This is a genomic window from Pseudomonas sp. MG-9, assembly GCF_018729515.1.
GTDB classification, from domain to species: Bacteria; Pseudomonadota; Gammaproteobacteria; order Pseudomonadales; family Pseudomonadaceae; genus Aquipseudomonas; species Aquipseudomonas serboccidentalis.
Map to the genome: position 1 here is coordinate 56967 of NZ_JAHHZH010000004.1, position 26394 is coordinate 83360.

Annotated in this window: 25 protein-coding genes and 1 tRNA gene; 22 read left to right on the forward strand and 4 right to left on the reverse strand. The window is 61.8% G+C overall.

Annotated features, from left to right (window positions below):
* Positions 1-10: 10 nt before the first annotated feature.
* On the reverse strand, positions 11-769 hold the full coding sequence (locus KKQ10_RS11150) for a slipin family protein (protein ID WP_127648438.1): 759 nt from the start codon (positions 767-769) through the stop codon (positions 11-13).
* A gap of 2 nt (positions 770-771) precedes the next feature.
* Complete coding sequence (locus KKQ10_RS11155) at positions 772-1302, reverse strand: NfeD family protein (RefSeq protein WP_353844743.1); 531 nt, start codon at positions 1300-1302, stop codon at positions 772-774.
* A gap of 175 nt (positions 1303-1477) precedes the next feature.
* Here KKQ10_RS11155 and KKQ10_RS11160 point away from each other — a divergent pair, with 175 nt between their 5' ends.
* From KKQ10_RS11160 to pgaD, 15 genes are all read left to right on the forward strand, one after another.
* A complete protein-coding gene (locus KKQ10_RS11160) occupies positions 1478-1939 on the forward strand; it encodes an aminoacyl-tRNA deacylase (protein ID WP_215501124.1) in 462 nt (153 codons plus the stop codon).
* Positions 1940-2067: 128 nt separating this feature from the next.
* The gene (locus KKQ10_RS11165) at positions 2068-2340 is read left to right on the forward strand and encodes a DUF2789 domain-containing protein (protein ID WP_215501125.1); all 273 of its coding nucleotides are present in this window, start codon (positions 2068-2070) and stop codon (positions 2338-2340) included.
* A gap of 67 nt (positions 2341-2407) precedes the next feature.
* Positions 2408-2653: a type II toxin-antitoxin system Phd/YefM family antitoxin gene (locus tag KKQ10_RS11170; protein WP_215501126.1), complete on the forward strand. Its 246-nt coding sequence runs from the start codon at positions 2408-2410 to the stop codon at positions 2651-2653.
* The gene (locus tag KKQ10_RS11175) at positions 2643-2924 is read left to right on the forward strand and encodes a type II toxin-antitoxin system RelE family toxin (protein ID WP_215501127.1); all 282 of its coding nucleotides are present in this window, start codon (positions 2643-2645) and stop codon (positions 2922-2924) included. The genes KKQ10_RS11170 and KKQ10_RS11175 overlap by 11 nt, the downstream gene beginning before the upstream one ends.
* A 144-nt stretch (positions 2925-3068) precedes the next feature.
* Positions 3069-3497, forward strand: a complete 429-nt coding sequence (locus tag KKQ10_RS11180) for a MarR family winged helix-turn-helix transcriptional regulator (protein WP_127648442.1) — start codon at positions 3069-3071, stop codon at positions 3495-3497.
* Positions 3494-5557: an FUSC family protein gene (locus KKQ10_RS11185; protein ID WP_215501128.1), complete on the forward strand. Its 2064-nt coding sequence runs from the start codon at positions 3494-3496 to the stop codon at positions 5555-5557. Before KKQ10_RS11180 ends, KKQ10_RS11185 begins: the two co-directional genes overlap by 4 nt.
* Positions 5554-5763 (forward strand): DUF1656 domain-containing protein, encoded by a 210-nt coding sequence (locus KKQ10_RS11190; RefSeq protein WP_047601052.1) that lies wholly within the window; start codon positions 5554-5556, stop codon positions 5761-5763. Before KKQ10_RS11185 ends, KKQ10_RS11190 begins: the two co-directional genes overlap by 4 nt.
* Positions 5760-6647 carry an efflux RND transporter periplasmic adaptor subunit gene (locus KKQ10_RS11195; protein WP_127648444.1) on the forward strand — a complete coding sequence of 296 codons (888 nt, stop codon included), beginning with the start codon at positions 5760-5762 and terminating at the stop codon, positions 6645-6647. Before KKQ10_RS11190 ends, KKQ10_RS11195 begins: the two co-directional genes overlap by 4 nt.
* Complete coding sequence (locus KKQ10_RS11200) at positions 6644-8086, forward strand: efflux transporter outer membrane subunit (RefSeq protein ID WP_215501129.1); 1443 nt, start codon at positions 6644-6646, stop codon at positions 8084-8086. Before KKQ10_RS11195 ends, KKQ10_RS11200 begins: the two co-directional genes overlap by 4 nt.
* 93 nt (positions 8087-8179) lie before the next feature.
* Entirely contained in the window at positions 8180-8815 is a 636-nt protein-coding gene (locus KKQ10_RS11205; protein ID WP_127648446.1) for an NADH:ubiquinone oxidoreductase subunit N, read from the forward strand.
* A 292-nt stretch (positions 8816-9107) separates the two neighbouring features.
* The gene (locus KKQ10_RS11210; RefSeq protein ID WP_127648447.1) at positions 9108-10613 is read left to right on the forward strand and encodes a YdgA family protein; all 1506 of its coding nucleotides are present in this window, start codon (positions 9108-9110) and stop codon (positions 10611-10613) included.
* A 249-nt stretch (positions 10614-10862) separates the two neighbouring features.
* The gene (gene pgaA / locus KKQ10_RS11215; RefSeq protein ID WP_215501130.1) at positions 10863-13343 is read left to right on the forward strand and encodes a poly-beta-1,6 N-acetyl-D-glucosamine export porin PgaA; all 2481 of its coding nucleotides are present in this window, start codon (positions 10863-10865) and stop codon (positions 13341-13343) included.
* Positions 13344-13355: 12 nt separating this feature from the next.
* Positions 13356-15353, forward strand: coding sequence for a poly-beta-1,6-N-acetyl-D-glucosamine N-deacetylase PgaB (pgaB, locus tag KKQ10_RS11220; protein ID WP_215501131.1), 1998 nt, complete (start codon positions 13356-13358; stop codon positions 15351-15353).
* 1 nt (position 15354) lies between these two features.
* On the forward strand, positions 15355-16710 hold the full coding sequence (pgaC, locus tag KKQ10_RS11225) for a poly-beta-1,6-N-acetyl-D-glucosamine synthase (protein WP_127648450.1): 1356 nt from the start codon (positions 15355-15357) through the stop codon (positions 16708-16710).
* The gene (gene pgaD / locus KKQ10_RS11230; RefSeq protein ID WP_127648451.1) at positions 16707-17240 is read left to right on the forward strand and encodes a poly-beta-1,6-N-acetyl-D-glucosamine biosynthesis protein PgaD; all 534 of its coding nucleotides are present in this window, start codon (positions 16707-16709) and stop codon (positions 17238-17240) included. Before pgaC ends, pgaD begins: the two co-directional genes overlap by 4 nt.
* 104 nt (positions 17241-17344) lie before the next feature.
* Here the strand turns inward: pgaD and KKQ10_RS11235 are convergent, their stop codons facing one another.
* On the reverse strand, positions 17345-18868 hold the full coding sequence (locus tag KKQ10_RS11235) for an FAD-dependent oxidoreductase (protein ID WP_215501132.1): 1524 nt from the start codon (positions 18866-18868) through the stop codon (positions 17345-17347).
* A 139-nt stretch (positions 18869-19007) separates the two neighbouring features.
* Here KKQ10_RS11235 and KKQ10_RS11240 point away from each other — a divergent pair, with 139 nt between their 5' ends.
* The 5 genes from KKQ10_RS11240 (at position 19008) to KKQ10_RS11260 (ending at position 22833) form a co-directional block, all read left to right on the forward strand.
* Positions 19008-19568 carry a YbhB/YbcL family Raf kinase inhibitor-like protein gene (locus tag KKQ10_RS11240; protein WP_127648453.1) on the forward strand — a complete coding sequence of 187 codons (561 nt, stop codon included), beginning with the start codon at positions 19008-19010 and terminating at the stop codon, positions 19566-19568.
* An 88-nt stretch (positions 19569-19656) separates the two neighbouring features.
* Positions 19657-21342, forward strand: a complete 1686-nt coding sequence (locus KKQ10_RS11245) for a vWA domain-containing protein (protein ID WP_215501133.1) — start codon at positions 19657-19659, stop codon at positions 21340-21342.
* A gap of 29 nt (positions 21343-21371) precedes the next feature.
* The gene (locus KKQ10_RS11250; protein ID WP_252191594.1) at positions 21372-21953 is read left to right on the forward strand and encodes an RNA polymerase sigma factor; all 582 of its coding nucleotides are present in this window, start codon (positions 21372-21374) and stop codon (positions 21951-21953) included.
* On the forward strand, positions 21950-22546 hold the full coding sequence (locus KKQ10_RS11255; RefSeq protein WP_215501135.1) for a hypothetical protein: 597 nt from the start codon (positions 21950-21952) through the stop codon (positions 22544-22546). The genes KKQ10_RS11250 and KKQ10_RS11255 overlap by 4 nt, the downstream gene beginning before the upstream one ends.
* Positions 22547-22566: 20 nt before the next feature.
* The gene (locus KKQ10_RS11260; RefSeq protein WP_252191578.1) at positions 22567-22833 is read left to right on the forward strand and encodes a hypothetical protein; all 267 of its coding nucleotides are present in this window, start codon (positions 22567-22569) and stop codon (positions 22831-22833) included.
* Positions 22834-22909: 76 nt separating this feature from the next.
* Here KKQ10_RS11260 and KKQ10_RS11265 read toward each other — a convergent pair.
* Positions 22910-22986, reverse strand: a tRNA-Arg gene (locus KKQ10_RS11265).
* Between the two features lie 443 nt (positions 22987-23429).
* Here KKQ10_RS11265 and gabD point away from each other — a divergent pair.
* Together gabD and gabT are read left to right on the forward strand one after the other, a co-directional pair.
* Positions 23430-24872, forward strand: coding sequence for an NADP-dependent succinate-semialdehyde dehydrogenase (gabD, locus tag KKQ10_RS11270; RefSeq protein ID WP_025113404.1), 1443 nt, complete (start codon positions 23430-23432; stop codon positions 24870-24872).
* Positions 24873-25057: 185 nt separating this feature from the next.
* Entirely contained in the window at positions 25058-26338 is a 1281-nt protein-coding gene (gabT, locus tag KKQ10_RS11275; RefSeq protein ID WP_215501137.1) for a 4-aminobutyrate--2-oxoglutarate transaminase, read from the forward strand.
* The last annotated feature ends 56 nt before the right edge of the window (positions 26339-26394 follow it).

The window sequence follows — 26394 nt, forward strand, 5'->3', positions numbered from 1 at the left end:
TGCACAGGGCTCAAGACTTGCCCGACAAGTCCGCCATCCCTTTAAGCAACTCGATCGGCAACGGAAAGACAATCGTCGAGCTCTTGTCGCCGGCAATCGAACTCAAGGTCTGCATATAGCGCAGCTGCATGGCGCCGGGCTGGCGGCCGAGCATTTCGGCGGCCTGCATGAGCTTTTCCGAGGCCTGCAGTTCGCCTTCGGCGTGGATCACCTTGGCCCGGCGTTCCCGTTCGGCTTCGGCCTGTTTGGCGATGGCGCGCACCATCGATTCGTTGAGGTCGACGTGCTTGATCTCGACGTTGGCAACCTTGATGCCCCAGGCGTCGGTCTGGGCGTCGAGCACCTGCTGGATGTCGATGTTCAACTGCTCGCGCTCGGCCAGCAGCTCATCCAGTTCATGTTTGCCGAGGACCGCGCGCAGGGTGGTCTGCGCCAGTTGGCTGGTGGCGGAAAGGAAATCCTCGACCTGAATGATCGCCTTCTGCGGGTCGAGTACACGGAAGTACAGCACCGCGTTGACCTTCACCGAGACGTTGTCGCGGGTGATCACATCCTGCGGCGGCACATCGAGGACGATGGTGCGCAGGTCGACCCGGACCATTTGCTGGACCACAGGAATCAGCAGGATCAGCCCCGGGCCCTTGACCTGCCAGAAGCGTCCGAGCTGGAACACCACACCGCGCTCATACTCGCGCAGGATGCGGAACGTTGACCCGGCCAGGGCGATCACCAACAGCAGCAGTGCAACAAAACCGATTTGCAGACCCATGATCACTCTCCGTGTCGCACCGCGTCAGTCGCGGCGACTTTCAGCAATAAGCCTTTACGCCCGACCACGCGCACCGTTTGCCCGGTGTGCAGCGCTGTCGTGCTGTGCACCTGCCAATGTTCGCCCTGCAATTGCACCCAGCCGTTGTGCGCGTTTTCCGCTTGCACGGTGGTCACCGCCGTCACGCTGCCGACCAGCCCGGCATCACCGCTGACGGCGTGGCGTGGCCGGGTTTTCAAGGCGCGGACGATCAAGGCGATCAGCAGCAGGGCGCTGATCAGGCCAAGGCCGATGATCATCGGCACCGGCAACTCGGCGTTGCCCAGAATCAGTGCGCCGATGACGAACATGATGATCCCGCCGAGGCCGATCACCCCGTAGTTGGGCAGCGCGGCTTCGGCGATCAGAAAGGCAATGCCGAAGGTGATCAGCCACAGGCCGACCGGATTGACCGCCGTCAGCGGTACATCAGCCGCGAGGGCCGGGCCGCTGAGCAGCAGTAACAAGGCAAGCGCACAACATCGACTGTTCACGTGACCCTCCGGGAGAGTCATTGGGGTGGTTCTTTAAGTCTAGTTGAGGCTGGCGCTGGATGAATTTTGATCAATGAACAGATGTGTCCGGTGAGCGGATTTCCCTTCGCCAGTGCCTTGCCGAACTAGACTCAGCAGAACAGGCACAACGTTCAGCGTGACACCGAGGTGCAGCATGCGTATGGCAAAAAAAGTGCAAAGCAGCCTGACCCGGGCGCATTGCGAATATGACGTCTTGGCCCACCGACACTCGGCCAGCAGCCTTGAAACCGCAAGGGTTTCCGGGGTCCCTGCCGAACGCGTGGCCAAATCGGTGATTCTCGATGACCACCACGGGCATTACCTGATGGCCGTGCTGCCGGCCAGCCGGCACCTGGATTTGAGCAAAGTGCGCAACCGCGGCGAATGGCAGGTCACCCGGGAGAGCAACCTGGCGCATATCTTCGATGACTGCGAACGCGGCGCGGTGCCGCCGCTGGGGGATTCCTACGGCCTGGACATGGTCATCGACCCACTGCTGACCCGGCAGAAGGACATCTACCTGGAAGCCGGCAACCACAACTACCTGCTGCACATGAGCATGCCCGAATTCCTGAAAATGGTGCCGCATGCCGAGGTGCAGGAGTTGAGTCATTAGGGTTTTTGGCATTGCCACTGCCGCCTTCGCGAGCAGGCTCGCTCCCACAGGGATTCGCGCTAAACCTGTGGGAGCGAGCCTGCTCGCGAATAATCTTCCAGCCACCACTTTCTTCAAGGAGTCCAGCCATGGAACAGCCAACCCACAGCCTGCCATCCCTGTTCAAACAGCTGGGTCTGGACAACGACCCGACCAGCATCGACCAATTCATCGCCACCCATTCACCGCTCAAACCCGAACTGCACCTTGCCGACGCTTTCTTCTGGACCAAGAGCCAAGCGGATTTTTTGCGCGGCGAGATTCTTGATGATGCCGATTGGGCGGAAGTGGTGGATCAGTTGAATGTGTTGTTGCGTAAGGGACGGGAGGGGGTAACCAGCAGGAAACCGCTTGGCACCTGACCATTTTTACAAGTTGTCGGTGAGCTAAAAATAGACCAATATAAAGACCTTAATTGAGGTCTTTATTATGCAAAATATTCTGGCCGATAGGGCTGTCAGTGTTTCCGAGTTGAAGAAAAATCCCTCAGCAGTGCTAAGCGGTGCACACGGTGGAGCTGTGGCTGTACTGAACCACAATCGCGTCATGGGTTACATGGTGCCGGCCGATGTTTACGAAGCCATGATGGAGCGACTTGATGATTTGGAGTTGGCTGAAATCGTTCGTTCCCGCAGCCATGAAACGCCCATTTCGGTAAGCCTGGATGACCTATAAGCTCGAGTTTCTACCGTCTGCTCATAAAGAGTGGAACAAGCTGGGTCATACGGTTCGGGATCAATTCAAGAAAAAGCTCGCCGAACGGTTGGCGATGCCAAGAGTGCCGGCTGATGCGCTTCATGGAATGCCTGACTGTTTCAAAATCAAACTCAGGGCTTCTGGCTATCGTTTGGTCTATCAAGTAATCGATGAGCGAGTGGTCGTTTCTGTAGTCGCGGTAGGAAAGCGCGAGCGCAGCAGCGTGTACGAGAATGCAAAAAAACGCTGAATACGTCCTGACCTTGTCGCTGCCTTTCGACGGATAGCCAATTTGTTTCAAAACTTGACTGAAATTCCCCGCCAATGCGATATTGATAGTTAGCAAACTAACAGTGTGCATTTCCCCGTGCCGAACTCCCTCGACGCTCTCCAGATGAACATCAGCAGTGCCATGGTGGTGGCCGCCAGGCATTGGCGGAAGATCTGCCAGACCACGCTGGTCAACTATGGCATCTCCGAAGCCTGCGCTGTCCCGCTCTTGATGATCGGGCGCCTGGGCGAGGGCGTGCGGCAAGTGCAGGTGGCGCAGGCGGCCGGGATGGAGAGTCCGTCGCTGGTGCGTCTGCTCGATCAGTTGTGCCACGCCGGGTATGTCTGTCGCACCGAAGATGCGCAGGATCGCCGGGCCAAATGCCTGAGCCTGACCGACACCGGCCGCGAACTGGTGCACGCGGTGGAAGTCGAACTGGTACGTCTGCGTCATGAAGTGCTCGAAGGCATCGACCAGAGTGATCTGGAGGCTACGCTTCGGGTACTGCGAGCTTTTGAGGCGGCCAATCCGCCTGTGGTGATCAATTCTTGAACGGTTTTTTCTCTGGCATTCCGCCGGCCCGGGACTGGTTCTACGGGGTCCGCACTTTTGCAGCGTCGATGATTGCGCTGTACATCGCCATGCTCATGCAGATGCCGCGTCCATATTGGGCGATGGCTACGGTGTACATCGTCTCCAGCCCGTTTCTCGGGCCGACCAGTTCCAAAGCCTTGTACCGCGCCATCGGCACTTTTCTCGGGGCGGCGGCGGCGGTGCTGTTCGTGCCGATGTTCGTGCAGAGTCCGTATGTGTTGGTGGTGGTTATTGCCTTGTGGACGGGGATTTTGCTGTTCCTGTCGCTGCACCTGCGTACCGCCAATAGCTACGCGCTGATGCTGGCCGGCTACACCCTGCCGCTGATTGCCTTGCCGACGGTGGATAACCCACTGGCGGTGTGGGACGTGGCGGAAGCCCGGACCGAAGAGATTTTTCTCGGTATCGCCGTGGCGGCGGTGATCGGCGCGATGTTCTGGCCGCGCCGCCTGGCGCCGGTGTTCAACGACGCAGTGGGTAAGTGGTTCGCCGATGCCACGACCTACAGCCTGAAATTTCTCAGCCGCGATGTGCAGCCGGAACAAGTCACGGCCCTGCGCATGGCCATGGTCGCCAATTTCAACAGCCTCGAATTGATGATCGGCCAGTTGCCCCACGAGGGTGCCCGTCCGCAAACAGTGCGCAACACCAAGGAACTGCGCGGGCGGATGATTCACCTGTTGCCGGTGATCGACGCCCTCGAAGACTCGCTCTACGCCCTCGAACGGCGTACGCCGGAACTGGTGGAAAAGTTTGCCCCGCTGCTGACCGCAACCCGTGAATGGCTCGGCCATAACGACGCCGATCTGCAGCGTTGGCAGGCTCTCAAAGATCAGCTGCAAGCCTTGCAGCCGAGCTGCGAGGCGCTGGAAGACCGCAAGCAATTGCTGTTCTCCAACGCGATTTATCGCCTCGGCGAATTCATCGATCTGTGGCAGGACTGTCGCAGTCTGCAGGACGCGATTCTCTGCGAGCGCCAGGACAGCTGGCGCGCGGTGTACCGGCACTGGCGCCTCGGGCGGCTGACGCCATTTCTCGACCGCGGGATGATGCTGTATTCGGTGGCCTCGACCGTTCTGGCGATCATCGTCGCTTCGGTGCTGTGGATTCTGCTCGGCTGGCCGGACGGTGGCAGCGCGGTGATTCTGGCGGCGGTAGCGTGCAGTTTCTTCGCCTCGATGGACGATCCGGCGCCGCAGATCTATCGGTTCTTTTTCTGGACCGGGATGTCGGTGCTGTTCGCCAGTCTCTATCTGTTTCTGATCCTGCCGAACCTGCACGATTTCCCGATGCTGGTACTGGCGTTTGCGGTTCCATTCATCTGTGTCGGCACCCTGACGGTGCAGCCACGGTTCTTCCTCGGCATGCTCCTGACGCTGGTCAACACCTCGTCATTCATCAGCATCCAGGGCGCGTACGACGCGGACTTCTATGCCTTTGTGAACTCCAACCTGGCCGGCCCCATGGGCCTGTTGTTCGCGTTCATCTGGACCCTGATCGCCCGCCCGTTCGGCGTCGAATTGGCCGCCAAGCGCCTGACCCGCTTCAGCTGGAAAGACATCGTGCACATGACCGAGCCGGCCAACCTCGCCGAACATCGGCACCTGGGCGTGCAACTGCTCGACCGCTTGATGCAGCACCTGCCGCGACTGGCCATGACCGGTCAGGACACCGGCATTGCCATGCGCGAAGTGCGCGTGGGCCTAAACCTGCTCGATCTGCTGGCTTACACCCCGCGTGTAGAAGGCGCGCCGAATGCCTTGCTGCAACAAGTGGTGGCTGAGGTCGGCGAGTATTTTCGCGCCTGTCTGAAGGCGGGTGAACGCTTGCCGGCACCGAGCCCCTTGTTGATGACGATGGACCGCGCGCGCCGTGCGCTCAAGGGCGACGGCGACGAGGAAACCCGGCTAAACCTGTTGCATGCCTTGAGCGGTTTGCGCCTGGCGCTGTTGCCCGGGGTGGAGTTCGTCAGCACGAGCGATGCCGAAGAACCGCTGCCCGATGGAGCGCCCCTATGATCGGTGATCTGGATATCAGCGGCATTTTCCTGCCGACCCTGCTGGTGCTGATGGGCATCACCTATGTGTTGTTTTTGCTGGTGCACGGCGTGCTCACGCGTGTGCACTTTTACCGTCTGGTCTGGCACCGGGCATTGTTCAACGTGGCTCTCTACGCCGTGCTGCTGTACGGCGTGGACTCACTCAGTCGATACCTGATGACATGAAAAAACCGTTTCTGACTATCGGTCGCGTGGTACTGACCCTGCTGATCGTGACTTTCGCCGTCGTTCTCGTCTGGCGCATGGTGATGTATTACATGTTTGCGCCGTGGACCCGCGACGGGCACATTCGCGCCGACATCATCCAGATCGCCCCGGACGTGTCCGGGCTGATCCAGCAGGTCGAGGTCAAGGACAACCAGTTGATCAAGCGCGGCCAGGTGCTGTTCAGCATCGACCAGGACCGTTTCAAACTGGCCCTGCGTCAGGCCAAAGCGGCAGTTGCCGATCGCGAAGAAACCCTCGCCCAGGCGCAACGTGAAGCCAAGCGTAACCGTGGCCTGGGCAACCTGGTGCCCGCCGAACAGCTGGAAGAAAGCCAGTCGAAAGTCGCCCGGGCGCAATCGGCGCTGGCCGAAGCGCTGGTGGCGGTGGACAGCGCCCAGCTCAACCTCGACCGCTCGGTGATCCGCAGCCCGGTGGACGGCTACGTCAACGACCGCGCGCCGCGGGTGCAGGAGTTCGTCACCGCCGGGCGTCCGGTGTTGTCGGTGGTCGACAGCAATTCGTTCCACATCGACGGCTATTTCGAAGAAACCAAACTTGACGGCATTCATGTCGGCCAGTCTGTCGACATCCGGGTGATCGGCGACAAGGCCAGGCTGCGCGGGCATGTCGAAAGCATCGTCGCCGGCATCGAAGACCGCGACCGTACCAGCGGCAATAACCTGCTGCCCAACGTCAACCCGGCGTTCAGCTGGGTGCGTCTGGCGCAGCGGATTCCGGTGCGCATCGCCTTTGACGACGTGCCGGAAGACTTCCGCATGATCGCCGGACGTACCGCCACCGTGTCGATCATCGACGAGCACAAGCAGGAGCCTGCGCAATGAGCAGGGTCCTGATGATCGCCGGGTTGGGCATGATGCTCTCGGCGTGTCAGATGGTCGGGCCGGACTATCACCTGCCCGCTGACGCCGCGGTTCAGCGCCAGGACTTGCAGGGCGAGCTGGCCGTGGAGGGCAAACCGGTGGTTTCGGCGCCGGTGCCGGCGGACTGGTGGCGCTTGTATCGGGACCCGCGTCTGGACCAACTGGTGCAACAGGCCATGGCGTCCAACACCGACTTGCGCGTGGCGGCGGCGAACCTGTCGCGGGCCCGTGCACAGGTCGATGAAGCCGAAGCGGCCGGTGGCTGGAGCGGCGGCGTGAAGATGGGCGCGCAGCGCTTGCAGGAATCCGGTCAGGCGTTCCTGCTGCCGGAAAAAGTCCCGGTGGCCAACGTCGCGGACATCGGCATCAGTGCCTCTTATCAGTTCGACTTGTGGGGCACGCTGCAACGCGGGATCGAAGCGGCGAAAGCCAATGCCGATGCCACGCAAGCGGCGGCCGACACCGCGCGCATCACCCTGGTGGCGGACGTGGTACGTGCCTACACCCAGGTGTGCGCCGCCAACGAAGAGCGGGAAATCGCCCAGCATTCCCTCGACCTGCAATCGCAAAGCACCACGCTGATCCAGCGCCTGCGCGATGCCGGGCGTGGCGATGAAACCCAGGTCACCCGCTCGCAAACCCAATTCAAGTCGTTGCGCGCCGACATGCCGCGTTATGAGGCGGCGCGTCAGGCCGGGTTGTTCCGCCTGTCGATGCTGCTGGCCAAACCGGTCGATCAATTGCCGGCCGGCACCGCCACTTGCGCCGAACTGCCGAAAATCGCCCAACTGGTGCCAGTGGGCGACGGTGCGGCGCTGCTCAAGCGTCGGCCCGATGTGCGCCAGGCCGAGCGTCGTCTGGCCGCCGCGACGGCCAGCATCGGTGTCGCCACCGGCGAGCTGTACCCGGACATCAGCATCGGCGCGACCATCGGCACCGTCGGCATTGTTTCCGACCTTGGCGATCCATCGACCAACCGCTGGGGCTTTGGTCCGTCGCTGAGCTGGAAGGTGCCGACCAATGGCGCCCGCGCGCGTATCCGCGAAGCCGAAGCCAATACACAGGGCGCGCTGGCGCATTTCGACGGCGTGGTGCTCAACGCCATCCGCGAAACCCAGACCGGCCTGGCCCAATACAGCGCGCTGCTGCAACGCCGCGATGCGCTGGCCGACGCCGAGCAGTCGGCGAAACTGGCGGCGGACCAGACCCATCGCTTCTTCCAGGCCGGGCGTGAGTCATTCCTCGCCGACCTGCAGGCGACCCGCACCTACACCGACGTCACCGCACAACTGGCCGCCGCCAACACTCAGGTCGCCATGAGTCAGGTCGATTTGTTCCTCGCGCTGGGCGGCGGTTGGGAAAGCGGACGAACGCAAGCCTCAAGCGCCAGCAAACCCTGAAGCCGTTGCTATGCTTTGAAGTGTTGAAAGGGGGCGCCGAGCAACGCACCCTTTCAGCGCACATTGCTAGCGCTGGTCTAGGGGAAACCAATAATGAAAAACCCTTACGCTCTCGGCTTCTGGTGCGCCCTGGTAGCACTGGTGCTGCTGTCGGCCACCTATTTCTACGGCATCATGCTGGCCCACCAGATCGACAAGGCCATGGTTTTCCTCGACAGCGTCACGGCATTGATCGCAGTGATGGCCATCGTGGTGGTTGCCTGGGCGTCGATCCAGGTGCAGCGGGTCAAGAAAAGACAGCTTGAACAAGGCAAGACCCTGGTGCTGATCTGGGACACCAAAGTCGCCCTGCGTCGAGTCGAAACCGTGTTCGATCGCTACTTCTGGGGTAGCTACTGGCAGCCGGGGCGCACCTTCGCCGAAGTCATGGGCGAACTCACCGGCACACCGCTGGAAAAAAGCCTCGAAGCCCTGAAAAAACAGTGCCTGGAACTCGACAAGCAGATTGCCGATGAAGGCTGGCATTGGCTCAACAACGCCCGTGAATTGTCGGATGTCGCCACGGCCATGGCTCGCGAACGCTATCAGCTGGACTTCTGCGACCCTCGGGCCGATGGGCCGGACGGGGCGGTGATCGATCGCGATTTTGAAGTGCTGGTGTACACCTGGACGGCGCGGTTGAAGAGCTTTGATCATCAACTCGATGAGATCGAGGTTCAGTATTCCTGATCTTCTGCGAATCCAGTGGCCCTATCGCGAGCAGGCTCACTCCTACACGGGAAAGCATTCCAATGGTAGGAGAGAGCCTGCTCGCGATAGCGTCCTCAAAAACACTGCAACTCTCCCTGCCTGTCAGCTGTCCACACTCCCCATAGACACTCTTTAACCTTTAAACATTGGGCTGCCTCGCGCTGCCAGTGCTAATCTCCATCGCTAATTTCAGCGGAGTCGAGCCGCGACCCGGTCACGGGTTCAGGGAAGACGACCACACTTTCAGCCACGGACATTGATCAGGTCATTCATGAATAAATCAGCAGGCGTGCTTCTCGGGATTGTTGTTGCGATCGGTGCCATCAGCGCCGGCGGGGCCTGGTATACCGGCACCAAGATCGAAGGCGTGCTGAACAACGCCGTCACCAACGCCAACAAAGAGCTGCAGACCGCGATGGCCGGTTCCAATGGCAGCGCGTCGCTGGAACTGGTGTCACTGGAGCGTCACACCTTCACCAGCACCGCGCACTACCGCCTCAAGGGCGAAGGCGAGATGTTCGGTGAGGCGCCGGTCGAGCTGTTGTTCGTCGACCACATCGAGCACGGCCCGCTGCCGTTCTCGCGTCTGGTGTCGTTGAAGTGGCTGCCGGTCATGGCCACCAGCAACTACGAGCTGGAAAAGAGCCCGGCCACCGAAAAATGGTTTGCCGCCGCCAAGGGCGCCGCGCCGCTCAAAGGCGTGACCAACATCGGCTACGACGAATCCACCACCAGCAGCCTCGAGCTGCTGCCGCTGGAAACCGCGCTGGACGAGCAGTCGAGCCTGAAATTTTCCGGCCTGACCATGAACATCTCCGCCAGTGCCCAGGCGCAGAAGGTCAAGGCTGACGGCTACATGGACAACCTGAAACTGGTCACCGTGTCGCAAGACCAGGCGCCGGTGCAGGTCGAACTCAACGGCCTGACCCTGGCCAGCAACCTGACCAAGAGCAGCTACGGCTACTACACCGGGGAAAACACCCTCGAGCTGACCAACAGCAAAACCACCTTCGGGCCCAAGCAGTCGGTGCTCGGCGTGAAGAACTTCGAAATGAAGAACCTCACCGAAGAGAGCGGCAGCAACGCTTCGGGCCGTGCTGACTACAAGGTCGGTGAAGTGACCCTCAACGACAAGAAAATCGGTTCGGCCAGCATGGCCATGAGCCTGAAAAACCTCGACATCCCGTCGACGATGTCGCTGATGCAGATCTACCAGACCAAATTGCAGCCGTACGAGAAAGAAGCGGCGGCCGCGGCCGAAGCCGGCCTGCCGGCGCCGGAGCTGAACCTGACTGAAGCCGAGTCAGCGCAGGTCAAGGCGGATCTGCAGAAACTGCTGGGCGCCGGCCCTCAGGTCGCGCTGGAAAACCTGTCGCTGAAGACTGCCAACGGTGAAAGCCGCGCCAGTCTGGTGATCGACCTGACCAAGCCGCCGTCGATGGACCTGCCGCCGGATCAACTGGCCAAACAGCTGATCGCGCTGCTGGACCTGAATGTCCAGGTGTCCAAGCCGATGCTGATCGATCTGCTCAGCGTCCAGGCGCAGCTCGACGGTCAGACCGACGCCAAAGCCATCGTCGACCAGGCGAGTGCCGGTGCTGACATGTTCTCCGGCATGGCGGTCGGTTCGCAACTGGCGACCATCGACGGCACCAATGTCGTGACCAAACTGCATTACGCCGCCAATCAAGTGGAATTCAACGGCCAGAAGATGACCGTCGAGCAGTTCGTCGGCTTCCTGATGAACAAGTTCGCTGGCGTCACGCAAGTGCAGTAATACTGCGTTCTAAATAGCAACGCCCGGCCTCTGTATCGCGCAGACGCCGGGCGTTTTGCTGTCTGGTGCTCGGGTTCTCGGCTGAGCCCGCGCCACGATTCTGAACAATTATTGTGTTCTGGATATTCGACTACGCTTGCATGCAAGACTGCCTGACTAAGCTTGGCTGGGTCTTCATGGGCTCAGCCTCCGTTACGAGTGGGCAAGGGGGGCATTGCGACCCGGCTGGCCATGTAAGGATGCTGACGAATGCCGCGTATTGATGTTCCCGTTCTACATCGTGGTTTACGCCCGTTGTTTCGCGTTGCGCTGTGCAGCCAGTTGCTCTGGCCGGCGCTGGCGTTTGCCGATACTCCCTATGATCAGATGGTGCGTGATGCCCGTGCCGGCCAGACCACGCCCGCGCTGAACGTGCTGCGTCAGGTGCCGCCCGGCCAGGCGACCACCGGGCAGATCAGCGATCACCTGCAGATCGCCAGTTGGGCCGGCCTGGATGCCGAAGTGGTGCAGGTTTATGAGACCCAGGGCCGTGACCGGGTGCTGCCGGTGCAGGCGCTGACCGCCACCGCGCGCGCCTATCGCAATCTCAAGCGCTGGGATCAGGCGATCCAGGTCTACACCAAGGCCCTGGCGCTGGAACCGGACAACGCCGACCTGCAACTGGGGCTGGCCCTGACGCAGGCAGACTCGGGCAAACCCGACGAAGCCGTGACCCGCGCCAAGGCACTGGTCGCCGCCAAACCTGATGATCCCTCCCGTCGCCTCGCGCTGGGCTATGCCCTGACCCGCGTTGGCAAACCATACGACGCGCTGTTTGAATACGATCAAGCGTTCATCCGCGCTGGCAGCAAGCCGGAAGTCGCTCGTGAGTACGTGGTCGCCCTGCAAAAGGCGCGTCTGCCGGAACCGGCGCTGCGCCTTGCCAATCAACGCCCCGGGCTGATCGACCCGGTGACCCTGCGCCGCCTCGAAGGCGATCTGGCCGCCGAGCGCGTGCGTCTGGCCGAACTCGCTTCGCGCAGCGAAAAGGAACGCTACGTGATTGCCGACCGCGCACTGGCCGATTACGACAAATTGCTCGTCACCTGGACCCCGGACACCAGCGCCCACGATGACGTGATTCGCTGGCGCATCGACCGCATGGGTGCGCTCAAGGCCCGTGCGCGCACCGCTGACGTGATCAACGAATACCAAAAGCTGCAGGCCGAAGGCGTGAAGATTCCGACCTACGCCCTGCGTTGGGTGGCGGCGTCGTATCTGGATCAGCGCCAGCCGGAAATCGCCACCGACCTGTATCGCCAGGTGCTGTCGGCGCCGGATGCGGATGTCGGCGATCGCCTCGAAGACAGCACGGCGTTGTATTACTCGCTGCTGGAAAGCGACCGCGTCGACGAGGCGCGCAAAGTTGCCGAAGAAGCCGCCAAGAACCAGAAACCACGGGTCGAACTCAAGGGCCTGCCCATCGGCAACCCCAACGACGAATGGATGGACGCCCAGCAACTCGCGGCGCAGGCCGGCACCTATGGCTCCGACTTGCCGCATGGCGAGGAACGCCTGCAAACGCTGGTCGATCAGGCGCCGGGCAACGTGGGCCTGCGCCTGGCCCAGGCCGATCTGTACCTGGCCCGGCAGTGGCCGCGCCGCGCCGAAAACCAGCTCAAGGAAACCGAGAGCATCGTGCCCCGCGACAGAGGCCTGGAAGTGGCTCAGGCGCGCACCGCGATGAGCTTGCAGGAATGGCGGCAGATGGATGCGCTGACCGATGACGTGGTCGAGCGTTTCCCGGACAACCGCCAGGTGCAGCGCGCGGCCCGTGAGCGCGAAGTGCACGACATGTCCGAACTGCGCGTCGAAGCCTATGGCGGCAAGGCCAACGGCGGCGGCAGCAGTGGCGGGGGCGCGGTCAGTGGTAGCCGCGATTTCGGCATCCAGAGCACCCTGTACAGCCCGCCGATCGATGAAGACTGGCGCGTGTTCGTCGGCGCCGGTTATGCCACCGGCGACTTTGCCGAAGGCACCGGTACCGACCGCTTCCAGCGCGTTGGCCTGGAACGGCGCACCCGCGACATGAGCCTGGAAGCCGAGGTCTCCAACCACGATTACGGTTATGGCGCCAAACAGGGGGCGCGCATCGCGATTGCCCGCGACATCGACGACCACTGGCAGTACGGCGGCAGCTTCGCCTATCTGTCGGCCGAGACTCCGTTACGTGCGCTCAACAGCGACATCAAGGCCAATGGCGGCAACGCGTTCATCCGCTGGCGCGCCAACGAGAGCCGCGAGTGGCGACTGTCGGTCAGCCCGTCGCATTTCAGCGATGGCAACAACCGCGTCGAGGCCTTGCTCACTGGGCGCGAGGGTGTGTACAGCGCGCCGAACGTGCAGGTCGATGCCGGTCTGGAAGTCGGCACCAGCCACAACTCCAATTCCGAAGATGTGCCGTACTTCAACCCGAAGTCGGACTTCAGCGTCATGCCGACGGTCAACGTCAACCATGTGCTCTACCACCGTTACGAAACCTCGTGGAGCCAGCAGTTCCAGGCCGGTGCGGGCACCTACAGCCAGCGTGATCACGGCACCGGCGGCATGGCGATGCTCGGCTACGGCCAGCGTTATGCCTGGAACGACGTGTTCGAGGTGGGCGGCTTGTTCAGTGTGATCAACCGGCCCTACGACGGTGATCGGGAGACCGATCTGCGTCTGCTCGTCGACCTCACTTTCCGCTTCTAGAAGAGTTTGAAGATGCCTTTGATTACGCGTTTCATCCTTTTGCTGGGAGTGCTGCTGGTCAGCGCCTGCGCCCAGCAAGCCCCGGCCTTCGCGCCGCCGTCGCAGCGTCCGGTGGCGGCCAATGAAAAACCGTGGCCGAAAAACCATGTACTGGGCATCGCCTATCACGACGTCGAAGACCGTGACCCCGATCAGGCCGTGGTGGCGGTGCGCACCGAGCGCATGATCGAGCAACTCGCGTGGCTGCGCGAGAACGGCTACAAACCGGTCACCGTCGATCAGATCATGGCCGCGCGCAAGGGTGGCCCGGAACTGCCGCCCAAGGCGATCCTGCTCAGCTTCGACGATGGTTATTCGAGCTTCTATACCCGCGTGCTGCCGGTGCTGCGCGCCTACAACTGGCACGCCTTGCTGGCGCCGGTCGGTGTGTGGATCGACACCCCGCTCAATCAACCGGTGGATTTTGCCGGTGCGCCACGGGCACGATCGGATTTCCTCACCTGGGGCCAGATACGGGAAATCTCGCAATCGGGGCTGGTGGAAATCGCCGCCCACACGGACGCCAGCCACAAAGGCATCCTCGCCAACCCGCAGGGCAACCTGCAGCCGGCGGCGGCGACTCGCCGCTACGATCCGGTCACCAAGCGCTACGAATCCGAAGAGGAGTTCCGTGCACGGATCCGCAACGACGTCGCGACCATCTCGGAAAAGATCCGCAAGGTCACCGGCAAGAAACCGCGCATCTGGGTCTGGCCGTACGGCACGGCGGACGGCACTTCGCTGGCGGTGGTCGGCGAGCAGGGCTACGAAATGGCCCTGACCCTGGACGACGGTCTCGACGCCCTCGACAACCTGATGAGCAGCCCGCGCTTCCTGGTGGCGTCCGATCCTGACGGCGAGCATTTCGCCAACAGCATCGTCGGCGCACAATCCGACTTCACCATGCGTGTGGTCCACGTCGATCTGGACAACGTCTACGACCCGGACCCGGCGCAGCAGGAAATCAACCTCGGCAAGCTGGTCCAGCGCATGGCCGACATGGGCGCCAACACCGTATTCCTGCAGGCCTTTGCTGATCCGAAGGGTGACGGGCTGGTGCACTCGCTGTACTTCCCCAACCGTCACTTGCCGGTGCGCGCCGACATCTTCGACCGTGTGGCCTGGCAACTGCGCACCCGCGCCCATGTGAAGGTGTTCGCCTGGATGCCGGTGCTCAGTTTCGGCCTCGACTCGAAGCTGCCACGCGTGACTCGCTGGGATCCGAAGACCGGCACCACTGCGGTCGATCCGGACCAGTATCAGCGCCTGTCGCCGTTCGATCCGCAAGTACGGCAGATCATCGGTGAAATCTACGAAGACGTGGCGCGCCTGACCTCGGTCGACGGCATTCTCTACCACGACGACGCGGTGCTCTCGGACTTCGAGGACGCCAGCCCGCAGGCCTTGAAGGCTTACGCTGCGCAGGGTTTGCCGGGATCGATTGCCGCGCTTCGCGATGATCCGGCAGCGATGCAGCGCTGGACGCGCTTCAAGAGCCGCTACCTGATCGACTTCACCAATGAACTGACTGCCAAGGTTCGGGCGATCCGTGGCCCGCAGGTGCAGACCGCACGCAACATCTTTGCCGAACCGATCCTCAACCCCGACAGCGAAGCCTGGTTTGCACAGAACCTCGACGATTTCCTCGTGACCTACGACTGGACGGCGCCGATGGCCATGCCGCTGATGGAGAAACAGACCCAGGCGCAATCCGGCCCGTGGCTCGAAGCGCTGGTGGCGAAGATCAAACAGCGCCCCGGTGCACTGGACCGCACGGTGTTCGAATTGCAGGCCCGCGACTGGACCAAAAAGGATCAGGCCGACATCGACGGCGCGCAACTGGCCGACTGGATGGGCCGGCTCAAGCGTCAGGGTGCGACCAGTTTCGGTTACTACCCGGACAACTTCCTCGACAACCTGCCGGACCTGAAAACCGTAAGGCCTGCGCTCTCCAACAAATGGAACCCATGACATGCTGGATAGACTGTTAGCCCTGCTTGTTCTGGCGCTCGTCCTCGGCGTGCCGCTGGGGTTGATCTTCCTGGTCACCGGGCAGTTCCTGATGGACTTCGTGTTCTTCTACCCGTTGTTCATGTCCGGGCTGTGGATCGCTGGCGGCCTGTATTTCTGGCTGCACTGGGAACGCCACTGGCCGTGGAAGGACGACACCCTGCCGCCGCCGCTGGAAGGCGAGCCGCTGATCTCGATCCTGATCCCTTGCTACAACGAAGGCGACAACGCCGCCGACACCATCCACGCGGCGCTGGGGCAGCATTACCCGAACATTGAAGTCATTGCGATCAACGACGGCTCCAAGGACAACACCGCGCAAGTGCTGGATGCGCTGGCCAAGGAAGACCCACGGTTGCGGGTCCTGCATCTGGCGGAAAACCAGGGCAAGGCTGTGGCCCTGCGCATGGGCGCCATTGCTGCGCGCAGTGAATATCTGGTGTGCATTGACGGTGACGCGCTGCTGGCGCCGAACACCGCGGCCTATCTGGTGGCGCCGATGCTCGACAACGCACGGCTTGGCGCGGTGACCGGCAACCCACGGATTCGCACACGCTCAACATTGGTCGGGCGGGTACAGGTCGGTGAGTTCTCGTCGATCATCGGCTTGATCAAGCGTACGCAGCGGGTGTTCGGGCGGATCTTTACCGTGTCCGGCGTCATCGTCGCGTTCCGCCGTACGGCGTTGAACCGGGTCGGTTACTGGAGCCCGGACATGATCACCGAAGACATCGACATCAGCTGGAAGCTGCAACTCGATCACTGGAGCATCTTCTACGAGCCGCGGGCGCTGTGCTGGATCCTGATGCCGGAAACCCTCGGCGGCCTGTGGAAGCAGCGACTGCGCTGGGCGCAGGGCGGCGCCGAAGTATTGTTCAAGAACATTCGCGGGATCTGGCAGTACCGCCATCGTTACCTGTGGCCGCTGCTGTTCGAATATTGCCTGTCGACCGGTTGGGCCTTCACTTTCCTGTTGTCGGTGATTTTCTGGGCAGTGGGCAAGTTCGTGGTGATGCCCGAAGCCATTGCGGTCGATCACTTGATGCCACCGGCGTTCACCGGGCTGCTGCTGGCGTTCGTCTGTCTGGTGCAGTTCGCCGTCAGCATCATCATTGACCGGCGCTACGAGCCGGGCCTGGGACGCACGATGTTCTGGGTGGTCTGGTACCCGTTGGTGTTCTGGTTCATCAGTCTGCTGACCACGCTGGTCAGTTTTCCCAAGGTGTTGTTCGGTCAGCATCAGAAGCGTGCGCGCTGGGTCAGCCCTGACCGGGGTATCAAACCGGTCGGAGACGACGAAGAGGAGGTCATCAAATGAAAATCATCCGGACCCGCCAGCGCCCGTTCCTGGTCGTGATCGATGTGATCCTTACCGTGCTGGCCTGGGTCGGCCTGCTGTTTCTGCTGGTGCGTGGGCTATGGCCGCTGATCGAAACCCATGCCGGCGGGCCGCGCATCGACAACTCGGCGTTCGAAGCGCTGGGCACCTTGAACATCTACCTGTGGGTGGCGCTGGTCAACGCGGTGATCCTGATTGCCTGGGCCCGCTATCAACAGCGCAAGAGCAAAAGCTTCGCCCAGCGCCGTCTACCGGCGCCGGTGGTTGACGACGAAGGGCTGACCAAGAGCTTCCGGCTGTGCGATGACCGCTTGCAGACGTTGCGTACGCCCGGGGTGATGACCATCCACAACGATCAGGACGGTGACATCAGCCATGTGGTGCTCAACTTTCGTCCGCTGGAGCCGGCGCAATTGCCGCCACCGCTGGCGCCACTGGAGCATCCGCGGGTGATCTTTCTGCACGCCGAGGATGACGCAAACCGTGATCCGGTGAATCGCCCCACCTGAACGACGATTCCGCTGTAGGAGCTGCCGCAGGCTGCGATCTTTTGATTTTGCTTTTTTAAGATCAAAAGATCGCAGCCTGCGGCAGCTCCTACACGAATCGATGACTAATCGCGGATCAGCGTCCACGCTTGTTCCATCGACAGTGGTTGTTTCATGCGCTCGGCGAGCATCGCCATCTCCCGCTCCTTCTCGCACGCCACCGCAGCCACGACCATGCCGCTCCTGCCAAACAGCCCGATGAACGGCGGTTGCTCGGGTTCGCCGAGAAACTCGACTTCATCCCAATGCTCGGCATGGCCGAGGTAGTCGTAGTTCCTGCCGAAGTGCCAGGTCCAGAAAAACGGCACATCCAGATAATGCTCATCAGCGCCGAGCATGTTGGCGGCGGCGATGCGCGCATGCTGCTGGGCCAGGCGCCAGTGTTCAATGCGTTGCGGCTGGCCGTTCAGCGTGAACGTGGCGATATCGCCAATCGCCCACAAGCCATCGGTGACGCGCAGACTGGCATCGACCCGCAGCGACTGGTCCTTTTCCCTCGGCAGCGCCGCAAAAGCCTCGGTGGCCGGGTGCACGCCGACCCCCGCCAGCACCAGGTCCGCCGACAGGCGCAAACCGTTGTCCAGCAACACCGCCTCGACCTTGCCATCTCCGGTGATTTCCCGGGCTTCGTGGCCGGTGAGGAATTTCACCCCGTGTGCCTCATGCAGCGCACGGATCGCCTTGCCCACCGCTTCGCCGAACTGCGCGGCGAACGGAATGGTGTGGCGGGCGATGACCGTGACGTCGAGGCCGAACTGGCGCAGCGCCGAGGCGCATTCGAGGGCGATGAAGCTGTCGCCGATGATCACCGCACGCTGATCCGGCTTGGCCGCGTGCATGATCTGTTCGGCCTGGGCTTTCGAACGCAGGACAAACACCTGCGGCAGATCGGCACCGGGCAGTTGCAGCGGGTTGGGCTCGCCGCCGGTGGCGAGCACTGCCGCGTCGTAGCGCAGGGACTGGCCGTCGTGCAACTGCAGGGTTTTCGCCGAAGCGTCGAGGGAGGTGATTTCGCCTTGCCGACGTTCGATACGTTGCTCTTTATAAAAAGCCTCATCGCGCAGCGGCGGGGTTTCCTGCGCGGTCATCTCCCCGGCGAGGACGAATTTGCTCAGCACCGTGCGGTCGTAACCGGCGTCCGGCTCGCGGTCGATCATGATGATCCGGCCACCAAAACCTTTCTCGCGCAGTGCCGCCGCACACGCGGTGCCGGCTGCACCCGCGCCGACAATCACGAACGTGCGCGGATCATCTGCCGGCGGCGTATGCGCGTCCGGCAATGGCTGATCATCGACCCAGACCTCATCGCCCCGTAACTCCAGCGGATAACGCTTGAGGCTGTCGAGGGCCGGCGGTTCGCACACTGCGCCGTCTTCGACGCGAAACGCGGCCTTATGCCACGGGCAGATCAGGCGTCCGTGACACAGCGCGCCGTCCGCCAGCGGCGCCCCGGCATGTGGGCATTCGCCCTGAAACGCCCGTAGCTGGCCGTTTGCGTGGAGCAGGACAATCTTGCAGTCGCCGATTTCGACTTGCAGGCCACGGTCTTCAGGGACATCAGCGAAACGGGCGACACGGTGCAGGGACATGATCGGATTCCTCGCGGGTATTTCTCTTACGAGTTTGCGGCACAGTGCGAGGTTCAGCCAATTGCTACTGCCACGGCATCAACGGTACAGCTATAGTTTGCAGGCCGACGAAGGCCTAACTGCACAAGGTGCTCCCGGAATGACCCGATTGACCTCTCTAAACCCTTGGCTGGCGGCCGTTGCCGTCGCCCTTTGCGTGCAGTTTCCGGCGCAGGCAGCCGAGCGCTTTACCCTCGACATCCCTGGTGTCTCGGACAACCGCCTGTTCACCTCGGCCGCCGCCAGCGATTCGGCCGGTTGCGGTGGCAAGAACCAGTCCCCGGCCCTGAGCTGGAACGCTGGCCCCAGCGCTACCCAGAGCTACGCGATCGTCATGCACGACCCGGACGGTCAGAAGGGCATGGGCGTCGATCACTGGATTCACTACGGCATCAAGGCCACCACCCGGCAGATCCCGGCCGGTGTTGGCGCCAAGTCCAGCCTCGAAGGCGTGGGCGGCACCAATAGCAAAGGCACCACAAATTACATCGGGCCATGCCCACCGGTTGGCGACAGTGCTCACCACTACATCATCCAGATCTACGCCCTCGACCTGGCCCCGGACGCCCTGCCGGCCGGTCTGACCCGCGCCGAACTGATGGACAAAATCAAAGGCCACGTACTGCGTAACAGCAGCGTGGTGCGGCGTTATCACCGCTGAAAATAATGTCAGCGGCGTTTAACCCGAACTGAAGGGGCTGCCCGTCTCAGAGGATGAATGGATCACTTTCATCCCGAGGTCAGCCCCCATGTCCCGTTCTCTGCCTTTTCTGCGACCTGCTGCGGTCGGTGTGTTGTTGGCCGTCGCCGGTTGCGGCGTGTCTTCCAATCCGGAGTCAGCTGCTGTCCCGCCACCGGCGCAGCCTCAGGCTTCGATTCAGCATGAAGCGCTCAGCGTCGATGGCGCCATGGCCAAGCGCAGCGCGCGTCCGGCGCCGATCGCCAGTTTCGCGGCGATGCCGGCTGCAGACAGTTATCCACAGGGCTACCGCGACGAACAGCGCGAGCAGTATCAGGCGCTGGCCGACAACCCGATCCATAGCGTCGCCGAATCCCCGGTCTCGACCTTCAGCGCCGACGTCGATACGGGCGCCTATGCCAACGTCCGGCGTTTGCTCAATCAGGGACGTCTGCCGCCGGAGGGCGCGGTGCGACTGGAAGAGATGGTCAATTACTTTCCCTATATCTACGCGCTGCCCAGCGATGGCTCGCCGTTCGGCGTAACCACCGAACTGGCCGCCACCCCGTGGAATCCACACACGCGCCTGCTGCGCATCGGCATCAAGGCCTCCGACCGCGCTGTGGCGGAACTGGCCCCGGCGAATCTGGTGTTTCTGGTGGACGTTTCCGGTTCGATGGATCGCCGCGAAGGGCTGCCGCTGGTCAAAAGCACGCTGAAGTTGCTGGTCGATCAATTGCGCGAGCAGGACCGGGTATCGCTGGTGGTGTATGCCGGCGAATCCCGGGTGGTGCTGGAGCCAACGTCCGGCCGCGAGAAAGCGAAAATTCGCACAGCCATCGAGCAATTGACCGCAGGCGGCTTTACCGCTGGCGCGTCGGGCATCGAACTGGCCTATCAAATGGCGCAGCAGGCGTTCATCCCCCAAGGCATCAACCGCATCCTGCTGGCCACCGACGGTGACTTCAACGTCGGCGTCAGCGACTTCGACAGTCTCAAGCAAATGGCTGTGGATAAACGCAAGACCGGGATTTCCCTGACCACCCTGGGTTTTGGTGTGGATAACTACAATGAACACCTGATGGAACAACTGGCCGACGCCGGTGACGGCAACTACGCCTACATCGACAACCTGCGCGAGGCGCGCAAAGTATTGGTGGATCAACTCGGCTCGACCTTGGCGGTGGTGGCGAAAAACGTCAAATTGCAGGTGGAATTCAACCCGGCCCAGGTCAGTGAATATCGCCTGCTCGGCTACGAAAACCGCGCGCTCAAGCGTGAGGATTTCAGCAACGACAAGGTCGATGCCGGTGAAGTCGGCGCAGGGCACACGGTGACCGCGCTGTATGAAATTGTCCCGGCAGGCGAGAAGGGCTGGCTGGAACCGCTGCGCTACGGTAAATCGGAGGCGGCGGTTGCGGCGAAGAACGGGGAAATGGCGATGCTGCGTGTGCGTTATCAACAGCCCGAAGGTGGGAAAAGTCTGCTGATCGAGCGGCCGATTGCCAATCAGGTCGCACCGGCCAGCGAAGATCTGCGTTTCGCGGCGGCGGTTGCGGCGTTTTCCCAACAGCTCAAGGATGCTCGTTACACCGGCGATTTCAGCCTGAAAGACACCGAAGCGCTGGCCCGTGGTGCGCGCGGCGATGACCGTTTCGGCTTGCGTAACGAGTTCGTGCAATTGGTCGAACTGGCGCAAAGCCTGCGCACCTCAACCGCATCGAATGCGATGCCCACTGAGCGACGGATCGAATAGTGAGCCGATTGAAAGGCTTCATCAGTCAGCTGTTTGCTGTGCCAGACAGCACGGCCGCCAGCAGCGATGAAGCGCTGCTGGCGCGTTATCGCGAGGGCGACGGCGCGGCGTTCGAGACGCTGTACGCCCGCCATCGTCAGAGTCTGTATCGCTTTCTGCTGGGATTGAGCGGTAAACCGGAACTGGCGGATGAGGTGTTTCAGGACACATGGCTGAGCCTGATCCGCAGCGCCAGTCAGCCACAGGGGCGGGCGACATTTCGTACGTGGCTGTTCCAGATTGCGCGCAATCGCCTGATCGATCACTGGCGCAAACACGGCGCTCATCAGCCGCTGCACGACAGCTACGACGAACAGCTGCATGCGGTGGGCGACGAGGCCAACGATCCCGAACAACTGCTGAACCTCAGCCGCGACAGTCAACGCCTGGAAAACGCCCTACAAACCCTGCCCGCCGATCAACGCGAAGTGTTCCTGCTGCGCGCCCATGGCGACCTCGACCTGGCGCAAATCGCCAGCCTCACCGAAACACCGCTGGAAACCGTCAAGAGCCGCTTGCGCTACGCCCAGCAAAAACTGCGTCGGCTGCTGGCCGAGGAGGTACTGACATGACTGACGCCCGGCAGACACCCGAAGATCCTGTGATCAAACATGTTCGCGAACAGCAAAACGCTGAACCGCCGGCGCACCTTGATGCGTTCATCCTCAATGCGGCCCACCGCGAAACCCCGGCGCCGAAGCCAAGCCTGTGGCAACGCTGGCTGCAAGCCTGCCAGAAGCCGCGTTGGCAGGTCGCCTTCGCCAGCCTGGTCGGTGTGGCACTGATGCTGTCGCTGGTGCAACGTGCGCCCGAGCCACAGCCCCGATTCGACTTCGCCCCAGCCGCCAAACCCGCCGCACCATTGGCGCGCAAACAAGCCCCTGAAGCGCAGTCGCTGGCAGTCCCCGCTGGCGCAATGCCGGCACCGGCGCCGATGATGGAAATGGCGGCGCCGATGCAAAGCGACGCGATCAGCACCGATGAAGCCAAAGTCAGCAAACGCGCCGCCGCCCCGGCCAACGGCCTTGACACACAACTGCGCGAAGTCCTGCGCCTGCGCGACTCCGGCCAGTCGCAAGCCGCTGATGCGCTGTACAACAACCTGCACAAACGCTACCCCGGTGTGGACCTTGACCTGCGACTCGAGCAAATCCGCCAGAACTGACCGCCTGTTCGCCCAGCCATTTGGCATTGCCCGGCAAAAACGCGCACTATCGGGCCATAGCTGAAGCGCTGGAGAACACCGTGGCACCAAAAATCGACCGCATCGCCCAACTCCTCAACTGCCCGCAGAAGGGCGAAGAGATGCGGCGCGCGATTACCGAGGCGCGTAAGGAGTTTCTGCTGAACCAGTCGGAAGAAGACGTCGTGGAAGAAGACGAGGTTTTTGAGGAGGTTGGGGAAGAAGAGGATGACGACGATTACGACGAGTTTGACTGGACGACGGAGTGAAAGCCGTCGCATGAGAGACAGCGACCACAAAAAAGCCCCGGACCATCACAGTCCGGGGCTTTCTCGTTTAAATCAGTGGTGCACCAGGCGGGATTCGAACCCACGACCCCTGCCTTCGGAGGGCAGTACTCTATCCAGCTGAGCTACTGGTGCAGCGGGCGACATCATACCTAGGTCGGCTCGGGGCGTCCATGCTGGGTTTCGGCGGGTTTTGTCAGGGCGCGTGTCCGTTGAAACCGCTGCATTCCTTAAAGCTGTAACGTCCTGCAAAACCCTCGCTTGGCGCTTTTGCCGGGCTGATCTATGGTTTGGCTGCGGCCGGGGCTTTTTGCTCGTTGATCTGAAAATTTCCACAAACACGCCGTTTTTGTTCTTTTTTTCGAACGACCTATTGTCCTTTAACCCCTTTGATCCTACGATCCGTTTGAGATTTCAAACGCTCTTTGATCGAGTGCTGAGCCGCACGTGTTTCGAATCGTGCACGATGGATGGGCCTCACCCGGTCTCTGATTTCCCTGACGGCAGCCTTGCGAGGCGCCTTTCTACAATCATAATTTTGCTCCGCGCAGGCCGCGGTGCTGTTAAGGAAAGCCGACATGCAGCTTAAAGACACCCTGTTGTTCCGCCAGCAAGCCTTCATTGATGGCGCTTGGGTCGATGCGGACAACGGTCAGACGATCAAGGTCAACAACCCGGCCACCGGCGAAATCCTTGGCACCGTGCCAAAAATGGGCGCTGCCGAAACTCGCCGCGCGATCGAAGCCGCTGATAAAGCGCTGCCGGCCTGGCGTGCACTGACCGCCAAGGAGCGTGCAGGCAAGCTGCGTCGCTGGTTCGAACTGATGATCGAGAACCAGGACGACCTCGCGCGCCTGATGACCCTCGAGCAGGGCAAGCCGCTGGCCGAAGCCAAGGGTGAAATCGTATACGCCGCTTCGTTCATCGAGTGGTTCGCCGAAGAAGCCAAACGCATCTACGGTGACGTGATTCCTGGCCACCAGCCGGACAAGCGCCTGATCGTGATCAAGCAGCCGATCGGCGTGACGGCAGCGATCACCCCGTGGAACTTCCCGGCGGCGATGATCACCCGTAAAGCCGGCCCTGCGCTCGCCGCCGGTTGCACCATGGTGCTCAAGCCGGCTTCGCAAACCCCGTTCTCCGCGTTCGCCCTGGCTGAACTGGCCCAGCGTGCCGGCATCCCGAAAGGCGTGTTCAGCGTGGTCTCCGGCAGCGCCGGCGACATCGGCAGCGAGCTGACCAGCAACCCGATCGTGCGCAAGCTGTCCTTCACCGGCTCGACCGAAATCGGTCGCCAACTGATGTCGGAGTGCGCCAAGGACATCAAGAAAGTCTCGCTGGAACTGGGCGGCAACGCACCGTTCATCGTGTTCGACGACGCGGACCTGGATAAGGCCGTCGAAGGCGCGATCATTTCCAAGTACCGCAACAACGGCCAGACCTGCGTCTGCGCCAACCGCCTGTACATTCAGGATTCGGTCTACGACGCGTTCGCCGAGAAGCTGAAAGTGGCCGTCGCCAAGCTGAAAATCGGCAACGGTCTGGAAGAAGGCACCACCACGGGCCCGCTGATCGACGAAAAAGCCGTGGCCAAGGTGCAAGAGCACATCGCTGACGCCGTAGCCAAAGGCGCCACCGTGCTGGCTGGCGGCAAGCCAATGGAAGGCAACTTCTTCGAGCCGACCATCCTGACCAACGTGCCGAAAGACGCGGCTGTGGCCAAGGAAGAAACCTTCGGTCCGCTGGCGCCGTTGTTCCGTTTCAAAGACGAAGCCGAAGTGATCGCGATGTCCAACGACACCGAGTTCGGTCTGGCCTCCTACTTCTACGCGCGTGACCTGGGTCGTGTGTTCCGTGTGGCTGAAGCCCTGGAATACGGCATGGTCGGCGTCAACACCGGGCTGATCTCCAACGAAGTCGCGCCGTTCGGCGGCATCAAGGCCTCGGGTCTGGGTCGTGAAGGCTCCAAGTACGGCATCGAAGATTACCTGGAAATCAAATACCTCTGCCTGGGCATCTAAGCCGAGTAAGGGATCGCTGCAAACGCAAAGGGCACGAGAGCGCTGTCCCTTTGCGTCGTTTCAAACCGGAATTTTCTCTGCGGCCGGGAACGCCGTGGCAGTCGATCATCGCATGCTGCCACCGCCGATTTCTCCCGCTTAATCCTTGAACCACGCCGCCCGATGAGCGGTGAATGAGGACTGTAATGAGCAAGACTAACGCTGACTTGATGGCCCGCCGTACCGCTGCTGTTCCACGTGGTGTTGGCCAGATTCACCCGATCTTCGCTGAATCGGCGAAGAACGCCACCGTGACTGACGTTGAAGGTCGTGAGTTCATCGACTTCGCCGGTGGTATCGCTGTACTGAACACCGGCCACGTGCACCCGAAAATCATCGCTGCCGTGACCGAACAACTGAACAAGCTGACCCACACCTGCTTCCAGGTGCTGGCCTACGAGCCGTACGTTGAGCTGTGCGAAAAGATCAACGCCAAGGTGCCTGGTGATTTCGCCAAGAAAACCCTCCTGGTGACCACCGGTTCCGAAGCCGTGGAAAACGCCGTGAAAATCGCCCGTGCCGCCACTGGCCGTGCCGGCGTGATCGCCTTCACCGGCGCTTATCACGGTCGCACCATGATGACCCTGGGTCTGACCGGTAAAGTCGTGCCTTACTCGGCCGGCATGGGCCTGATGCCAGGCGGCATCTTCCGCGCGCTGTATCCGAACGAACTGCACGGCGTGAGCATCGACGATTCGATCGCTTCCATCGAACGCATCTTCAAGAACGACGCCGAGCCGAAAGACATCGCCGCGATCATCATCGAGCCTGTGCAGGGTGAAGGTGGTTTCTACGTCGCGCCGAAAGAGTTCATGAAGCGCCTGCGCGCCCTGTGCGACCAGCACGGCATCCTGCTGATTGCTGACGAAGTGCAGACCGGCGCTGGCCGTACCGGCACTTTCTTCGCGATGGAACAGATGGGCGTTGCTGCCGACCTGACCACCTTCGCCAAATCCATCGCTGGCGGCTTCCCGCTGGCCGGTGTCTGCGGCAAGGCCGAGTACATGGACGCCATCGCCCCAGGCGGCTTGGGCGGCACCTACGCCGGTAGCCCGATCGCTTGCGCTGCGGCCCTGGCCGTGATGGAAGTGTTCGAAGAAGAACACCTGCTGGACCGCTGCAAGGCTGTCGGCGAGCGTCTGGTGACCGGCCTGAAGGCCATCCAGGCCAAATACCCGGCAGTGATCGGCGAAGTGCGTGCCCTGGGCGCGATGATCGCGGTCGAGCTGTTCGAAAACGGCGACAGCCACAAGCCGAACGCTGCGGCGGTGGCATCGGTGGTGGCCAAGGCGCGTGACAAGGGTCTGATCCTGCTGTCCTGCGGCACCTACGGCAACGTTCTGCGCGTTCTGGTTCCGCTGACGGCGCCGGACGAGCAACTGGACAAAGGTCTGGCGATCATCGAAGAGTGCTTCTCGGAGCTGTAAGCCGCGCGCTGTGTGATCGGATAGACAAAAAACCCGCTTCGGCGGGTTTTTTTACG